Here is a 14042-nt window from a genome sequence, read left to right on the forward strand (position 1 = left end):
AAAATAAGAAGAAGATACCCTTTGAATAAGAGTATCTCCTCAGTATTTATCATTAAAACTTTCTCTTTACGAGATAACGACGGTACATCACGTAGAGGAAGATCGCACGCCATACATTATCAACAACGGTTGCAATCCAGACACCAGCAAGACCCATTCCCAGACTCACCCCAAGGAAGTATCCTGAGAAAATTCGAATAATCCACATCCCAATAGTTGTCGCATAGAAAGGCATCTTAGCCTTACCCAGACCTTGCCAAACCGCTGTGTAGACTAGAGTCCCCGAAGTTACAGGATTCCCAAGGAAAGAATAAAGAATAACTACCTGACTAGCCGCAATAGCTGCTTTATTATCTGTAAAGAGACCCGATAATCCTTGGCCAAAGAGCAAGATACTCCCTGAAACAAGAACCATCAAGAAGGTGGAAATCCAATAAGACTCTCGTATAATACGCTTCATCTGCGTCTTATCCCCTCGACCCAGACTATTGGCAACCAAGATAACCGTAGCTGTTGCGACTCCCATACCAGGCATATAGTTAAACTGAGTGAGGTTTTCACCAATGGCGTTACCACCGACAACGGCTGTACCAAAGGTGACAATAATAGCCACGATGACCACATCTCCAGCACGCATCATCAGTCGTTCACCTGCTGCTGGCAGGGCAATCCCTAACAACTCTCTGTTAAAAGGTTTGGTAATTTCAAGCTGCTTCACATCCAGTTTCATCGCTTGCCAGAGTATCACTGTCCCAACCAGACGAGAGAAAACCGTAGCCGTTGCGACCCCAATAATCCCCCAATGTCCCACAAAGATGGCTAAAGAAGATAAAATAGCATTAAGAACATTGGTCAAAAGACTGACGACCATGGAAATACGAGGCCGCCCCTTGGCCCGTAGGATGTTACCAAAAGTAGTCATCAAGGCTAGGAAGACCACCCCTCCACCGACAAGAGCAAGGTAGAGACTACCAGCCTGAGTCACAGATTGCTCAGTACCTAAAAGATTAAGAATGGCCCCACCACCAAAAATAGAAAGTAGACCAAGGATGAAACTAAGAGCAAGGGTAATAATAATAGCATCCCAGGTGTCTCGGTTAGTCGCTTTAATATCACCTTTTCCTAGACTTCTAGCAATGACACTGGCACTTGAGGCTCCTAGAGCAATAAAGATAGCTTGGTAAATCGTAATGATATTATTGGCTACGGAAACCCCTGATATGGCGACAATACCCACCTGAGCCACCAGGTAAGAATCGACAACCCCCATCAACATTTGTAGAAGGTTTTCGGCCATAGCAGGCAAGGCTATGTTTAGAATTTTCTTTGTTTCTGTCATAATATTCTTTTCTATATTGATAAAAATAGGGCTGATTTCTCAGCTCCTATTTTTTTATTCTTATACACCAAGATAGCTTTCAACTGCTTTTTGCATATCAGCTGCCGCAACAACTGTTTTATGGCGAACTTCTGCATGTTCAAGTCCATCTACAGCCGCTGGGATAGTTACACCTGAAAGTTGGTGCAAATCTTCTACTGCTTTGAAATCATCCCCACTATCTTTACCAGTGACAGCTGAAACAGCCACACGTGGGAATTTGTATGGGCTAGCTGTTGAAGCGATAACTGTTGGTGTGTGGTCATCTGTCTTTTGAACATATGCTTCGTAAACAGCTGAGGCAACTGCTGTATGTGGATCTTCGATATACTTGTCTTCATCATAGACACGCTTGATTTCAGCAGCTGTTTCATCCTCAGTTGCAAAACCTGCTGCAAACAAATCAAGAATATCTTTATCTGCATCAGCCAAAGTATACTCACCCTTAGTCACAAGTGCATCCATAAGCTCTTTAGTCTTAGTAGCATCATTACCAAGAAGGTGGAAAAGCAAACGTTCCAAGTTAGAAGATACCAAAATATCCATAGAAGGGCTTGTTGTTACCTTGAAGTCACGTTTCTTGTCATAAGTACCCGTTGCGAAGAAGTCTGTAAGGACGTTATTTTCATTAGAAGCACAGATTAATTTGCCAACTGGAACACCAATCTGACGTGCATAATAGGCCGCCAAGATATTACCAAAGTTTCCTGTTGGTACTGTGAAGTTCACCTTATCTCCGTTTTGGATATGACCTGCCTTAACCAACTGTGCATAGGCATATACATAGTAAACCACTTGTGGTACCAAACGACCAACATTCATTGAGTTAGCTGACGAGAATTGCGTATGATGAGCCAACAATTTCTCACGCAAATCAACATCATTAAACATACGTTTCACATCTGTTTGGGCATCATCAAAGTTACCATCAATGGCAATAACGTGCGTATTAGCTCCTGTTTGAGTGGTCATTTGCAATTCTTGGATTTTTGAAACACCGTCTTTTGGATAAAAGACAATGATTTCAGTTCCTGGAACATCTGCAAAACCAGCCATGGCAGCTTTACCAGTGTCACCTGATGTCGCTGTCAAGATAACGATTTTATTATCAACACCTTGCTTTTTAGCTGATGTTGTTAGCAAGTATGGCAAGATTGAAAGGGCCATGTCTTTGAAAGCGATGGTAGAACCATGGAAAAGCTCAAGGTTGTAGTGGTTCTTAAGTTTAACTACTGGTGCAATGGCAGCTGTATCAAACTTGTCATCATAAGCATTTGTGATACAGTAATCCAATTCCTCTTCAGTAAAATCATCCAAGAAAGCTGACAAGACCAATTTAGCAACTTCTTGGTAAGAAGCATCTTTCAATTGATCAAAGTCCAAAGTAACCTCAGGCGTTGACAACGGTGTGAACAAACCACCATCTGTTGCCAAACCTTGAAGAATAGCCTGACTAGCTGTTACTTTATTATTTTCGTCACGTGTTGATTGGTATACAAGTGTCATGGTAAATCCTCTTTTTAGATAGTCTGTGGCTCTATTGTAGCATAATTGTCAGAATATTTCTACACGTATTGTGACTTGTGAGAAAATCATCCGGATATCACCTTATTCTTTCCTCTCAAAGACATGAAAAAATCCGGAATAGCTATTCCGGATGTCATCTTAAAATTTATCTTTGGTGTCATTCTTAGTTGAGAAAGTAATATCTTTTGATTTGCCATCACCACTAAGCGTTACTTTCTTATCTTTTTTAGTCACTTTTAGCTCTTGGCCTTTTTTCACATTGAGACCATCAATATCAACGTCTTTGTTGACAGAAGTAACAGTCATCTTATGTCCCAAACGGCTAACCTTCCCTTTGAAAAGGGTTGTCGTTGTTTCGCCTGTCTTCGAATCATACTTTTGATCACTGTCTTTCGCAGCTTTTTCAAGAGCTTCATCAAGTTCTTTTTCTATAGTTTCCTCACTGTAATAGTTTTCAAAGGAATCTCCATAGAAGGCTTTAAATAAATCTCCAAAGGCTGAGAAGGACTTCTGAACCCTCTCACGATAGTCCTTGATATAGGTTTTCTTATCAAAAGTATAGCTAGCAGTAACCTTCGCATTGCTACCTTTTACCTTCATGGTTACAGCAGTATCTGTAAAGTACTTTTCAAGCTCCTTACTATCTAAGTCTGTCAAACTTTCAGACATGCTTGAACTATACTCTCTACCTAGAGAACTACTGTACCATTTGCCATCAATATTACCTGTCACATAACGGTAAGTCATAAAGCCACCGATACATAAGAAGACAAGGACTACCGCTGACAAAACTGAGACTAGGATGCGTTTTTTCTTTTTGGGATCCATTGGTTTCTTAGGAGCCAAATTTGCCATAGCTGCTTGTCCTTCTGGAAAAGCAACCGTAGAAGGTGCTGTTGCTGTTACCGCTGGTGCCGTTGCTGTTGGTAGAGGACTAGTGCTTGTCTCGACGATTTCTGCCTCAACCTTAATAGGTTCAGCAGTAACTGCATCTTCAGTTTTAGCTGGTGCTTCATTGACAAACTCTCCAGCTTTCAAAGCATCCGCCATTTCCTGAACACTCGGCTTACGTCCGTTTACCGTCTCAAAATAGTCCAACCATTCTTCTCTTGTCATTTATATTCCCCTTTAATTTCCTTTTTTATTTATTTTTTGTAAAGCTAATGTCACCAAATTCACTGTGTGCCTTGATAGTAAAACCTTCATTGTTGGGCGTATAATCTAATACATCACCTTTTTTAAAAGCATCTGAATCTCCAGCCTTATCCACAGTGATTGTTTGCTCCCAACGGTTAATATCACCCGTGAAAGCAGTTGTTGTGACACGACCGGTCTTGGCATCGTAGGTATAACTCTTTGGAAGTTCTTTCTTCACTGTCTCATCAAACTGCTTATAGTAGTCTTTTTCTGACAATGAATAACTATCAAAAACCTCCGAGAACTCCTCGCCGTACTGACCTTTCAATTCAGTAACTCTACTTTGGTAAGCCTGATAAAGACCTTTACGATTGTAAACAAAGCTCACTTTTAAGTGAGCCTTATTGTCAGTAATGCTCATTGCTGTATTGATATCGGTGATAAGATCTTGACCTTGTGGTAAAGCATTACTAACTTTATTCTTAGTAGTAGCAGTGTCTTTCAGAGTGGCTAACATTTTCTCACTAAAGGTTGGGCTTGTCCAATCGCCCTCAATGCTTGCAGCTCGATAACGGTATCCCATCACGAGACAAACAATCAAAAGTATGGTGAGTATCGCTGCAATCACACCTGATACCATCCCCACAATATTCTTTGAGGTTACTGGCTCCTTTGATTCTTTTACTTGTTGACTAGGATTGAATTGAACACTCACCATCCTATCAGCATTAAACTCTTTAAACCTATTAGTCGCTCTATTCCCTGCTGTAGAAGCCATTGGTGGCCTCAATTCATGAGGCTTGAGAGGATGTGCTGTTTCACCCAAACTAAGCCCTTCTTCTTTTGTCATAGGAATCTCCTTATCTCGCTGTAAGGTTATTATAACAATTCTTAAAGCGTTTTTCTATCTTATTCGGGAAAGTCCTTTATTTTTAATTTGGATAAACACTCTAATATAGAAGGTTTCTAGCAAAAAAAGTAGCCCTTATAGAGCTACTTTAGTCTATCGCTTATCCTTTATAATCAAAGGCAATTTCGATGATTTCTTTCAATTCTGAAATAAGTGGTTCTTTCGGATTAGCTGTTGTACATTGGTCTTCATAAGCATGTTCGGCCAAAGTATAGGCAGTGTCTTGAAGAAGTTTCTTAGTAACACCTTGCCCCTTCCAGTTCATGGCAATACCAACGGCAATACCCAATTCGTATACTTTTTGTGCCAAAACTTCAACCAATTCAGCATCTGATTGCTTGTCAGTACCCCATCCCATGAAACGAGCGATATCTGCGTAATCTTTGTCTGCACGGAAGTAGTCATATTTAGGGAACATAGCGTGTTTTTGAGGATCACGACCGTTGTAACGGATAACGTGAGGCATCAAAATCGCATTAGTACGTCCGTGTGGAATGTCAAACATAGGACCAACCTTATGAGCTAGTGAGTGGTTGATACCAAGGAAGGCATTGGCGAAGGCCATACCAGCCATTGTTGACGCATTATGCATTTTTTCACGTGATTCTTCATCACCAAAGCGGTAAGAATGTTCAAGATTTTCAAAAACAAGTTTAATTGCTTGGAGTGAAAGCCCACGTGTATAGTCACTAGCCATGACTGATACATAAGATTCAATGGCGTGAGTCAAAACGTCCATACCTGTATCTGCTGTAACGCTGGCAGGTACACTCATAACCAAAGCAGGGTCAACGATAGCAATGTCCGGAGTCAAAGCATAATCTGCCAATGGGTACTTGATATGAGTTTCACTATCAGTGATAACCGCAAATGACGTTACTTCTGAACCTGTCCCTGAAGTTGTTGGGATACAGATGAATTGTGTCTTCTGAGCGTAAGGAATCTTGTAAGTACGTTTACGGATATCCAAGAATTTTTGTTTAGCACCGAAGAAGCTTACATCTGGGTGTTCAAAGAACATCCACATAGCCTTAGCAGCGTCCATTGCAGAACCACCACCAAGAGCGATGATTACATCTGGTTGGAAATCTACAAAGCGTTCCAAACCTTTATAAACGGTATTAGTAGATGGGTTTGGCTCAACATCTGAGAAAACATCTACTACCGGTCTGTGGCGGTTAAGTTCCAATTGGCGTTTAACCAAGGCAGCGTAGCCAAACTGAACCATACCAGGGTCACAAACCAACATCACGCGCTCAGCTTCAATGTGACGCAAGTAAGTTATTGAATCTTTTTCGAAGAAGATTTTTGGTGGGACGCGAAACCATTGCATGTTATTGCGGCGCTTTGACAATGTTTTAACATTCAAGAGATCAAATGAGCTAACATTGTGTGACACTGAGTTATGACCGTGTGAACCACAACCAAGAGTCAATGATGGAATCATGTTATTGTAGATATTACCGATACCACCTTCAGCTGATGGGCTATTAACCAAGACACGGCAGGCTTTCATGCGGATACCATATTGGAGTTGGAGCTCTTCATTTTCAGTGTGGATAACAGCAGTGTGTCCAAGACCACCCAAATTGAGCATACCTTCTGCTTTTTTGAATCCATCTTCAACGCCATCAGATTTGATAAGAGCAAGTACTGGAGACAATTTTTCCAAGGCAAGTGGGTGTTCCATTGTTGCATCTGGAATTTCTGCCAAAAGCATTTTTGTACCTGCAGGAACTTTAAGGCCAGCTTTTTCAGCAATTTCAATAGCTGAGTGACCTACAATGGCACCATTTACAGCTGTACGCGCTTCATTAAGAACGACTTTTTCCAATTTAGCAATGTCAGCTTTTTTAGAAATGATGACACATTGATGTGCTTCAAATTCAGCCTTAACTTCGTCATAAATAGCTGCATCAACGATAGCTGCTTGTTCAGACGCACAAATCATACCATTATCAAAAGTTTTTGAAACGATGATATCGTTGACCGCACGTTTAACCTTAGCATCAGCAGCGATGTAAGATGGGACGTTTCCGGCTCCTACACCAAGCGCTGGTTTACCAGTTGAATAAGCAGCCTTAACCATTCCAGGTCCACCAGTCGCAAGTACTGTGGCAATCTTAGGATGGTTCATCAAAAGACCAGTTGCTTCGATAGATGGCTCTTCAATCCACTGGATGCAGTCCTTAGGTGCACCTGCTTCAATAGCTGCATCACGAACAATACGAGCAGCCTCTGCAGATGATTTCTGAGCTGATGGGTGGAAGGCAAAGATGATAGAGTTACGTGTCTTAAGAGCAATGAGGGCTTTGAAAATGGTTGTTGAAGTTGGGTTAGTTGTTGGTGTAACCCCACAGATAACACCAACCGGCTCAGCGATAGAAACCAAACCTTGTTCTTTATCTTCAGCAATAACGCCTACAGTTTTGTCATATTTAATACTATTCCAAATGTATTCAGAAGCATACATGTTCTTGATGGCTTTATCTTCGTAAACGCCGCGCCCTGTTTCATCAACGGCCAATTTCGCCAAATACATGTGTTTATCTAGAGCAGCAATCGCAGCTTGGTGAACAATATGGTCCACTTGCTCCTGCGTAAAGTTAGCCATAGCATCAAGGGCTTCAACCCCTTTTGTTGCCAATTCATCTATTACTGTTTGAACATCTTTAGTTTGTTTAGTCATATGAAACTCCTTTGAATACTTGTTAAAAACTTCACAAGCTTTAACACAAATATATTATATCGTTTTCTAGACACTATGTAAACCCTTACAGTGATAAAAATAAAGAAATCCGTCCATTTTTGGACAGATTTCATCATTATTACCAAATAATCACGCGATTTTCTGGGGCACGCCACATGCCGTCGCCCTCTTTAACGTCAAATTCCTTGTGGAATTCGTCGAAGTTGCTCACGATAACATTGGTGCGCCATTTGGCTGGAGCATGCACATCCACGCTAGCTAACATTTGCATGTATTCTTCACGCGCCTTCATACGCCAGATTGTCGCAAAATTAACAAAGAATTCATGAACTGAAAAATCCTTATCTCGTTTAGCTGCTTCCAAGGCACAGGCTACACCACCGAGGTCAGCAACATTCTCAGAAACAGTCAATTTACCATTGACCTTGGCACCATAAGAGTCCAAGCCCTCAAACTGATCCACAATCTTGTCAGTACGTTCCTTAAAGGCTGCATAGTCCTCTTCAGTCCACCAATTCTTAAGACTACCGTTCTCATCAAAGGAAGCACCATTTGTATCAAAGGCATGGGAAATCTCATGAGCAATGACAGCACCAATACCACCGTAGTTGGCTGATGACGATTGGTGAAGGTCATAGAAAGGTGCTTGAAGGATAGCTGCTGGGAAAACAATTTGGTTCTGCTGTGGATCATAGTAAGCATTAACCATGTGGGCAGGCATATGCCACTCACTACGATCAACAGGTTGATTCCACTTGCTCCAACTATGTGCAACTGAAATTTCGACTAACTTCTGTGCATTCTCAACAAGTGATAAGTTTTCATCAATAATCTTCTTATCATATGTCTCAGGTAGTTTTTCTGGATAACCAATGTGAGGCGTAATAACATTAAGTTTCGTAATAGCTTTTTCACGTGTTTCTGGTGCCAACCAATCCGCAGTTTGAAGGCGTGATTTATAAACATCAATCATAGTTGCCACCTTCGCTTCAACATCTGCTTTTGCTTCTGGAGAGAATTTTTCACCTGCATACCAAAGTCCAAGAGCCTGATTGTAAGGTCCTTGTGCCAAATAGAAGGCAGCCTTTTTCTTTTCCATGGCTTGTGGTGTTCCTGAAAGCGCACGACCATATTTTCCAAATAGAACACGAAGTTCGTCTGTCAAATAGGCATTCCAAATTGTCGTAGCATTGATAAGTAGGCTCGCCTTAAGTAGCTCCCAATTATCTTCTGAATAATATTCCGCCGCAAATTCTGTCCAGAAGCGCTCTTCAGGAACGATAACTTTATCAGGAACTTGTCCCAAGATTTCTGTGAAGATGTTATCAAGTGGGAGTTCCGGTGCTAGCTTGGTAAAGTCTTCCCAATCATATGGGTGGTAGAGTTCCACATACTCGGAAGATTCTTCACTCGAAAGGACATACTTGGCCAACTTAGCATCAAGGGCGATAACCTTGTCCAAGATATCTTTGATTTCTTCAGCTGTAAAGCCATATTTCTCAAGGAGTTCTTCTTCCATTTCACGCCAAATTCCTAAAAGCTCCTTGCCCTTCTCATTATCCTCAGTGTAATAGGTTGTATCAGGTAAAATAATACTTGGCGCTGCTGCCCAGAGGACATTTAATTGAGCATTCATAAAGTCTGGAGATACACCGAATGGGAACTCATTAGGCTTACCAGACATCTCGTACTCAGCAATTTTCGAAGCAAATTCTGAGAATGAGGAAAGCTTCTTGTATTCTTCAATCCAAGGTTTAACAGGCTCGATACCCAATGCCTCACGTTTGTCAAAGTCTGCAGCCATACGGTGAAACTTTATAAAGTTTTGTAGAATGGCATTGTCAGGAAGATTCTCTCCTGCCAACCATTGATCAGTTGTTTCAAGCATGAGGTCTTCAATTTCATCTGCTAAATCTGAGAAACCTCCTGTGCGTGGTTTATCATCGGGAATCACTGCTGTTTTTTCCCACTCACCATTAATCGCATGGTAAAAATCATCTTGTAAGCGTGTCATTACACTTCCTCCATCAACATTAAAAGTGCTTTCATTATAACAAAATTCCCCAGCAAAAGCATTTACTGAGGAAAGTTTGGCTTATTTTACTAAGATTGCTAGGGTTTGATAAGGCTTAAGACTCACCTTTTCAGCAAGCTCTGCATCGTCATAGTTTGACAAGAGCACGCGCCCTAACTGGTATTCTGCTGGAATCTCCACTTCAGCTTCGCTTCCATAGAAATTATTGAGTACCAAGAGTTTTTGACCGTCTAAATGACGCTCAAAGGCGTAGACTTGTTGACTATCTTCAAGTGCTGACTGATAGCTGCCTTCTGAAATGATAGGCATTTCTTTACGCAAGCGAATCAATTCTTTATAGAATTTAAAGATTGGTCCGTCGATTTCATTTTCAACGTTGATGTCTTTATAAGATTTACCAGCTTTCAACCATGGAGTTCCTGTTGAAAAACCTGCATTTTCAGAAGCATCCCATTGCATTGGTGTACGAGAATTATCGCGTGATTTGGCTTGGATAATCTTAAAGGCTTGCTCAGGAGACTTGCCTTGGTCCAAGAGCATTTGGTAAGCATTGATGGACTCGACATCCACATAATCTGCCATCGAATCATAGTCTGGATCAATCATTCCAATCTCTTCGCCCATATAGATATACGGAGTTCCACGTGACAAGTGAATGCTAGCTGCTAGCATGGTCGCTCCTTCATTACGGAAGTTCTTAATATCCACAAAGCGATTCAAGGCACGAGGTTGGTCATGGTTATTCCAGAAGAGAGCACTCCAACCACCTCGTTCACTCATTTCCTTGCCCCATGTATGGTAAAGACGTTTGAGCTCTTCAAAATCAAAGGGAGTAATAGTCCATTTTTGACCATCTTCATAATCTACTTTAAGATGATGGAAGTTAAAGGCCATAGACAACTCGTGACGCTCCGGTGCTGAATAAAGAACACAGTTGTCAATTGTTGTCGATGACATCTCTCCAACTGTCATAAAGCTATCATCAGAACCAAAGGTCGCTTCATTCATCATACGAAGATAGTCATGGACAATTGGTTTATCCGTATAAGCTGGTTTCCCTTCATTTTCAGGGCAATCCACCAAGACTTCATCTTTCCCAATCAAATTGATCACATCGAAACGGAAACCTTTGACTCCCTTGTCACGCCAGAAGTTGACCACCTTGAACAACTCCTTACGGACATTGGGATTGCGCCAATTAAGGTCCGCCTGTGTTTCATCAAAGAGGTGAAGATAGTATTTCCCTGTATCTCCAAAAGGAGCCCAGGCAGAACCACCAAATTTAGACAACCAATCGGTTGGTTGGTTCTGAATAAAGAAGAAATCTTGATAATACTGGTCTCCAGCCAAAGCTTTTTGGAACCACTCATGCTCCAAAGAAATCACTATTGATAATGCTACCGATCAAGATAAGATTCTTATCGACCTAGGTAAAGACCAGCACGTTGTTTGTATCCGTTCTAAAGTTTATTTAACTAATGGAAAACAGTTCCAATTTACGGAAAGTCGCCACAAACTTGAAAAATTCAAATTTGTCGATTATGCCAAGCATCGTCATTGAAAGAAAGGGCTCTGCTCACAGAAAAAGTATCGGACAAGAATGTCCGATACTTTTTAGTTTTTACGGATAGGATCTGCTAGATACTCAGCACGAGCTCCACCAATTAACTTAGGACGACTAGCCAAAGCAGTCACATGAGCACCACCTAATTCTGGAGTAATCGGGCGAAGAGGAACTTGGACCCTCTTCACATGCATACCAATAGAGGTATCCCCAATATCGATACCAGCCTGAGCGACAATTTCCTCCACCTCAACAGGATCCTTCATATAGTCGAAAGCAGCCAGCTGACCACTTCCCCCAGCATGCAAGGTCGGAAGAACATTAACAATTTCCAAATCTTTAGCCATGGCGAGCTCACGCTCAACAACCAAAGCACGATTCAGATGTTCGCAGCCTTGAACAGCCAAGTAAATTCCTTTAGGTTCCAAAACTTCAAGAATCGTTTTCACAATTCGTTGGCCAATTTCACGGCTAGAGGCTTTTCCGATTATCCCACCAGCGACCTCACTGGAAGACAATCCCAAGACAAAGATATCTCCTCGCCCAATAGCGGAACGTTCAACAATATCTTCTACAAGCACACGTGTCTTCTCTTCTAAATCTAGCAACATCACAACAGCCCTCCTTTAGACAACAGCTGTATTCAGGATTCGCACAATAAGATAGTACAGAATCACAAAAAAGATAAGGAAAAATACCCCTAATAATAATAACTGCCCACGGCGTTTCTTACTTAGGTCCCAGGAGAAACCAAATCCCATCAAAAAAGGACCAACACTATAACTTAGCATAAACCATAAATCTACACGTGCTATATGCCAAAAAGAAGAAATAAAGGCCACCAAACCTATTAAGGATAATATCCAAGAAAACTCCCAACGATCTGATTTAGCAAAAGCCAAGCCTATTAAGAAGCAGCCCAAGGCAGGCATGATAATAAATGATAGGGTCATAAAATAAAACATGCCATTATTATAGCATGTTTTACAGTTTCATGTTAGTGGCGGTTAATGACACCATAAGCAATAGTGAATGCAATAGCAGCAATACCTACAACGATTGCCATGACAGCCCAGAAAATAGTCATCGCACGGCGTCCCTTGCGATTGTTAAAAGGAAGTCCCCAACCAATCATGATGACACCTAGCAATCCAAGCCAGATTTTATAAGTGATAACAATCGCCGCATCAAAATAGGCAAAAGCAACCAAACCTAAACCTAGCAAAGAAATCAAATAAGACCACTTACCCTTCAAAAATGAAGGCAAGGCCCAACCAAATAACACTAAACCTAGTAGAGCAAGAGCTCCACCACCAAAAAATACGGGTACAATATAATTATCAAACATATTCATATTATAGCATATCTTAAAAAGTTAGGAAATAGAATCTATCAACCAAAGCCATACCATCTCTTTAAAATTTGTTCACTCTCAATCACAGATTGATTCGCAGATACTAACTATTTATTTGGGTACAAAAAAACAAGACCCAGAAAGGACCTTGTTTTAATAGCCTATTTGCGCTTTGTTTGCACTACATCTATAATCAAAAGGGACTGACATTTAGAAAGTGTGGCAAATCTGTGGCAAAACATAAGAAAAAAGCTTGTCCATATTGGACAAACCCTTTCATTTCAAGCTTATATAGTCTAATTAAGCTTTGTTTGCTGAACCGAATACGTCGATACGTTCTTCAACAGCTTCTGTAATAGCTTCGAAACCTGGTTTCAAGAATTTACGTGGGTCGAAGAGTTTCTTCTTGTCGTATTCTGCTTCATTTGCTTCGTATTCAGCAACAAATTTACGTGTTGCGTTAGCAAATGCGATTTGACATTCAGTGTTAACGTTAACTTTAGCAACACCAAGTTTGATAGCTTCTTGGATTTGATCGTCAGGAATACCTGATCCACCGTGCAATACGATTGGGAAGTTAGGAACAGCTTCTGTCAATTTTTGCAAGTGGTCAAGGTGAAGTCCGCTCCAGTTTTCTGGGTAAGGACCGTGGATGTTACCGATACCTGCTGCAAGGAAGTCGATACCAGTTGCAACCATAGCTTTAGCATCTTCGATTGGTGCCAATTCACCATCACCGATGATACCATCTTCTTCACCACCGATTGTACCAACTTCAGCTTCAACTGATACACCGTTAGCGTGTGCAAATTCAACAACTTTAGCTGCTTTTTCAAGGTTTTCTTCAACTGGAAGGTGTGAACCGTCAAACATAACTGAAGTATAACCTACACGGATACATTCCAAAGCGTCATTGTAGTGACCGTGGTCAAGGTGAATAGCAACTGGTACAGTGATACCCATTGATTCAACCAATTCTTCGATAAGGACTTTACACAATTTGTAACCACCCATGTACTTAGCTGCACCCATAGAAGTTTGGATAAGTACTGGAGCTTGTTTAGCTTCTGCTGCACGCAAGATAGCTTGAGTCCACTCAAGGTTGTTTGTGTTAAATCCACCAACTGCGTAACCATTATCACGAGCTGCTTGGACAAATTTTTCTGCTGAAACGATTGCCATTATAAAGGCCTCCTATATTTTTTTGGGTTTGAACCCGTTTACAAGTTTATTCTATCACAATTGAACTCAAAAAACTAGCTTTTCTACAATTTGTAAGCGTTTTGATTTTTTAATATAAAAAAACCAGTCATGTGACTGGTTACTCTGCGGAAAGAGGGACTTGAACCCTCACGACCTAAAGCGGTCACAGGATCCTTAGTCCTGCGCGTCTGCCAATTCCGCCATTTCCGCTAACAACATTAGTT

General features: G+C 41.1%; 10 protein-coding genes, 1 tRNA gene and 2 pseudogenes. 1 reads left to right on the forward strand and 12 read right to left on the reverse strand.

The genetic code is table 11. The annotated features are described in order from the left end of the window. Positions 1 to 52: 52 nt before the first annotated feature. From AX663_RS06655 to AX663_RS06685, 7 genes and pseudogenes are all read right to left on the reverse strand, one after another. The gene (locus tag AX663_RS06655; RefSeq protein WP_060973077.1) at positions 53 to 1339 is read right to left on the reverse strand and encodes an MATE family efflux transporter; all 1287 of its coding nucleotides are present in this window, start codon (positions 1337 to 1339) and stop codon (positions 53 to 55) included. Positions 1340 to 1399: 60 nt separating this feature from the next. Then, positions 1400 to 2884 (reverse strand): threonine synthase, encoded by a 1485-nt coding sequence (gene thrC, locus AX663_RS06660; protein ID WP_060973078.1) that lies wholly within the window; start codon positions 2882 to 2884, stop codon positions 1400 to 1402. Between the two features lie 159 nt (positions 2885 to 3043). After that, positions 3044 to 4021 carry a hypothetical protein gene (locus AX663_RS06665; RefSeq protein ID WP_060973079.1) on the reverse strand — a complete coding sequence of 326 codons (978 nt, stop codon included), beginning with the start codon at positions 4019 to 4021 and terminating at the stop codon, positions 3044 to 3046. A gap of 25 nt (positions 4022 to 4046) precedes the next feature. Beyond that, positions 4047 to 4892, reverse strand: coding sequence for a hypothetical protein (locus AX663_RS06670; RefSeq protein WP_022496088.1), 846 nt, complete (start codon positions 4890 to 4892; stop codon positions 4047 to 4049). Between the two features lie 160 nt (positions 4893 to 5052). Beyond that, a complete protein-coding gene (adhE, locus tag AX663_RS06675) occupies positions 5053 to 7692 on the reverse strand; it encodes a bifunctional acetaldehyde-CoA/alcohol dehydrogenase (RefSeq protein ID WP_269449919.1) in 2640 nt (879 codons plus the stop codon). Positions 7693 to 7780: 88 nt separating this feature from the next. Beyond that, positions 7781 to 9676, reverse strand: coding sequence for a M13 family metallopeptidase (locus AX663_RS06680; protein WP_060973081.1), 1896 nt, complete (start codon positions 9674 to 9676; stop codon positions 7781 to 7783). An 81-nt stretch (positions 9677 to 9757) separates the two neighbouring features. Continuing rightward, a pseudogene (locus AX663_RS06685) lies at positions 9758 to 11077 on the reverse strand (alpha-amylase family glycosyl hydrolase); the annotation flags it as partial. Between AX663_RS06685 and AX663_RS10390 the strand changes: the two are divergent. Continuing rightward, a pseudogene (locus AX663_RS10390) lies at positions 11073 to 11258 on the forward strand (UTRA domain-containing protein); the annotation flags it as partial. The pseudogenes AX663_RS06685 and AX663_RS10390 overlap by 5 nt on opposite strands. 53 nt (positions 11259 to 11311) lie before the next feature. On the opposite strand, the gene AX663_RS06690 reads toward AX663_RS10390, so the two are convergent. From AX663_RS06690 to AX663_RS06705, 5 genes are all read right to left on the reverse strand, one after another. Continuing rightward, positions 11312 to 11872, reverse strand: coding sequence for a TIGR01440 family protein (locus AX663_RS06690; protein ID WP_060973082.1), 561 nt, complete (start codon positions 11870 to 11872; stop codon positions 11312 to 11314). A 15-nt stretch (positions 11873 to 11887) separates the two neighbouring features. Next, positions 11888 to 12226: a hypothetical protein gene (locus AX663_RS10395; protein ID WP_073689700.1), complete on the reverse strand. Its 339-nt coding sequence runs from the start codon at positions 12224 to 12226 to the stop codon at positions 11888 to 11890. Between the two features lie 32 nt (positions 12227 to 12258). Then, the gene (locus tag AX663_RS06695; protein ID WP_002892073.1) at positions 12259 to 12615 is read right to left on the reverse strand and encodes a hypothetical protein; all 357 of its coding nucleotides are present in this window, start codon (positions 12613 to 12615) and stop codon (positions 12259 to 12261) included. Positions 12616 to 12915: 300 nt separating this feature from the next. Then, complete coding sequence (locus AX663_RS06700) at positions 12916 to 13797, reverse strand: class II fructose-bisphosphate aldolase (RefSeq protein ID WP_002885816.1); 882 nt, start codon at positions 13795 to 13797, stop codon at positions 12916 to 12918. Between the two features lie 145 nt (positions 13798 to 13942). Then, positions 13943 to 14028, reverse strand: a tRNA-Leu gene (locus AX663_RS06705). Positions 14029 to 14042 lie beyond the last annotated feature (14 nt).

The organism is Streptococcus sp. CCH8-H5 (genome assembly GCF_001556505.1).
Lineage (GTDB): Bacteria > Bacillota > Bacilli > Lactobacillales > Streptococcaceae > Streptococcus.

Excerpts from the sequence above, each read along its gene's own strand:
- AX663_RS06655 (WP_060973077.1), bottom strand. The coding sequence starts at position 1,339 with ATGACAGAAACAAAGAAAATTCTAAACATAGCCTTGCCTGCTATGGCC.
- thrC (WP_060973078.1), bottom strand. The coding sequence starts at position 2,884 with ATGACACTTGTATACCAATCAACACGTGACGAAAATAATAAAGTAACA.
- AX663_RS06665 (WP_060973079.1), bottom strand. The coding sequence starts at position 4,021 with ATGACAAGAGAAGAATGGTTGGACTATTTTGAGACGGTAAACGGACGT.
- AX663_RS06670 (WP_022496088.1), bottom strand. The coding sequence starts at position 4,892 with ATGACAAAAGAAGAAGGGCTTAGTTTGGGTGAAACAGCACATCCTCTC.
- AX663_RS06680 (WP_060973081.1), bottom strand. The coding sequence starts at position 9,676 with ATGACACGCTTACAAGATGATTTTTACCATGCGATTAATGGTGAGTGG.
- AX663_RS06690 (WP_060973082.1), bottom strand. The coding sequence starts at position 11,872 with ATGTTGCTAGATTTAGAAGAGAAGACACGTGTGCTTGTAGAAGATATT.
- AX663_RS10395 (WP_073689700.1), bottom strand. The coding sequence starts at position 12,226 with ATGTTTTATTTTATGACCCTATCATTTATTATCATGCCTGCCTTGGGC.
- AX663_RS06695 (WP_002892073.1), bottom strand. The coding sequence starts at position 12,615 with ATGAATATGTTTGATAATTATATTGTACCCGTATTTTTTGGTGGTGGA.
- AX663_RS06700 (WP_002885816.1), bottom strand. The coding sequence starts at position 13,797 with ATGGCAATCGTTTCAGCAGAAAAATTTGTCCAAGCAGCTCGTGATAAT.